The sequence below is a fragment of the Streptomyces sp. NPDC025618 genome (assembly GCF_055558795.1).
Window position 1 is genome coordinate 1 of record NZ_JBVHLW010000094.1, and the last position, 2,484, is coordinate 2,484.

The window sequence follows — 2,484 nt, forward strand, 5'->3', positions numbered from 1 at the left end:
TTCAGGGAACATGCAGTAGAGATTGCCGCCGGTGCGGCGTGAGTGGCCGCCTCGCCGTCCTCGCGGACGCCGTGGCAACTCGAAGAACTCTACACGAGCCCGTAGGACGCATCAAACCCGTGGCGCAAGGGGGTTTCACAGGGGTACGGTCGGCGCATGACTCAGCATGCGTGCCGCAGCACTCAGCAGTGGTGGGCCGCCTGACCGGCGGCCCGTCTTCTGCGCATGCATCCACGGCCGCCGCCTCGGCGGCCTTTTTGCTGTCCGTGGTGGTGGTCCCTCTCCAAGGGAGGCAAGACCCCATGACCCGGATCTTCAGCGGTATCAAGCCCACCGGCCATCTGACGCTGGGCAACTATCTCGGAGCCGTACGCCAGTGGGTCGAGACGGACCAGCACAAGGCCGACGCGCTCTTCTGCGTCGTCGACCTGCACGCCCTGACCGTCGACCACGACCCCGCCCGGGTCCGCAGGCTCAGCCGGCAAGCGGCGACGCTGCTGCTCGCCGCGGGGCTGGAGCCGTCCCGCTGCACGATGTTCGTGCAGAGTCATGTGGACGAGCACACCCGGCTCTCCTATCTGCTCGAGTGCACGGCGTCCGACGGCGAGATGCGCCGGATGATCCAGTACAAGGAGAAATCCGCGCGCGAACGGGCGACCGGCGGCAGCGTACGGCTGTCCCTGCTGACGTATCCCGTGCTCATGGCGGCCGACATCCTCGCCTATTCGGCGGACGAGGTGCCCGTGGGCGACGACCAGGCCCAGCACGTGGAGCTCACGCGCGACCTGGCGGTGCGCTTCAATCAGCGGTACGGCCGCACGTTCACCGTGCCGAAGGCCGTACTCCCGAGCGTGGCCGCCAGGGTCATGGACCTCCAGGACCCCACTTCGAAGATGGGCAAGTCCCACGCGGAGACGAGCGGGATCGTCTATCTCCTCGACGAGGCGGACGTCGTACGCAAGAAGATCATGCGCGCGGTGACCGACAGCGGCAGCTCCGTCGTATACGACCGGGAAGAACAGCCCGGAGTCGCGAATCTGCTGGAGATCCTCGCGTCCTGCGTCGGCGGAAAGCCCGCCGAGCTGGCCGAGGGGTACGACTCGTACGGCGCTCTGAAGCGGGACACCGCCGATGCCGTGCTCGAACTGCTGCGGCCGGTGCGGGAAAGGCACGCGGAATTGTGCGCCGACCCGGGATATGTGGACGCGGTCCTGCGCACCGGGGCCGAGCGGGCCAGAAAGGTGGCCCGGCCGACCGTCGACGCGGCCTACGCGGCGATCGGTCTGATGCCGCCCGCCTGAAAGCACGAAGAACGGCCTCGGAGACCGAAGGGAATCCGAGGCCGTTCCGTACGAACTGTCGCCGCTGTCAGGCCTGTCCGGAGGCCAGTTCCCGGCTGCGGTCGCGAGCCGCTTCGAGTGCGGCGATCAGGGCGGCCCGCACCCCGTGGCGCTCCAGCTCGCGGATCGCGCTGATCGTCGTGCCCGCCGGCGAGGTGACCGCCTCGCGGAGCTTGACCGGGTGCTCGCCGCTGTCACGCAGCATGACGGCCGCGCCGATGGCCGCCTGGACGATGAGATCGTGGGCCTTGTCCCGCGGGAGGCCGAGGAGGATGCCGGCGTCGGTCATCGCCTCGACGAGGAAGTAGAAATACGCGGGACCGGAGCCGGAGAGGGCGGTCGCCGCGTCCTGCTGGGACTCCGGGACCCGGAGCGTCTTGCCGACGGGCTTGAAGATCGCCTCGGTGCGGAGGAGGTGGTCCTCCGTGGCATGGGTGCCCGCGGAGATCACGGACATGCCCTCGTCCACGAGGACAGGGGTGTTGGGCATGACGCGCACGACGGGGACGCCCTCCGGCAGCTTCTCCTCGAAGAAGGCTGTGGGGACGCCGGCCGCGGCGCTGATCACGAGCCGGTCGGCGGGCAGGTGGGGGGCGAGCTCCTCGAGGAGCGTCGCCATGTCCTGCGGCTTTACAGCGAGGATCAGGGTGTCGGCGGCCTTGGCGGCCTCGACGTTGGTGACGGTGTCGACGCCGTAGCGGGCGCGGAGTGCCTCGGCCCGCTCCGGGCGACGGGCGGTGACCAGCAGGTCGTCGGTCGACCAGCCTGCGCGGATCATCCCGCTGAGCAGTGCCTCGCCGATCTTTCCTGTGCCGAGAACAGCGACTTTCTGGGCCACGGGGCTCGCTCACCTCTTCTGCGCTGGAGTTCAGGGGCGTCCCGAGCCATCTTCGCACCCGGCGCGCGCTCCACGCGGCGGCGTGGGAAAACCAGAGGACAACGAGGGCTCACGATCGCCGTCATCTCCCCTTGAGTCCCGGTCGAGCTGGGGCTCGAACTCCCTCAAGCAGAAGTCGGCGCCGTCGGTCGCAGCGCACCAATAAAAAGGTCCGGGAACGCAGAAATGCCCTGGCAGGAACCGGAGTTCCCACCAGGGCATTTCATCAAAATTTGTTCGGCGGCGTCCTACTCTCCCACACGGTCC

The 2,484-nt window shown here is 68.5% G+C and carries 2 protein-coding genes; one reads left to right on the forward strand and one right to left on the reverse strand.

Going from position 1 to position 2,484, the window contains the following annotated elements; all coding sequences use genetic code 11:
- Positions 1-302 precede the first annotated feature (302 nt).
- Positions 303-1,301, forward strand: a complete 999-nt coding sequence (trpS, locus tag ACZ4A5_RS31575) for a tryptophan--tRNA ligase (protein WP_467591819.1) — start codon at positions 303-305, stop codon at positions 1,299-1,301.
- A gap of 67 nt (positions 1,302-1,368) precedes the next feature.
- Here trpS and proC read toward each other — a convergent pair whose 3' ends face one another.
- Positions 1,369-2,178: a pyrroline-5-carboxylate reductase gene (gene proC, locus ACZ4A5_RS31580; protein WP_398875383.1), complete on the reverse strand. Its 810-nt coding sequence runs from the start codon at positions 2,176-2,178 to the stop codon at positions 1,369-1,371.
- Positions 2,179-2,484 lie beyond the last annotated feature (306 nt).

Coding starts and splice junctions, on each gene's coding strand:
- trpS (WP_467591819.1), top strand. CDS start 303: ATGACCCGGATCTTCAGCGGTATCAAGCCCACCGGCCATCTGACGCTG.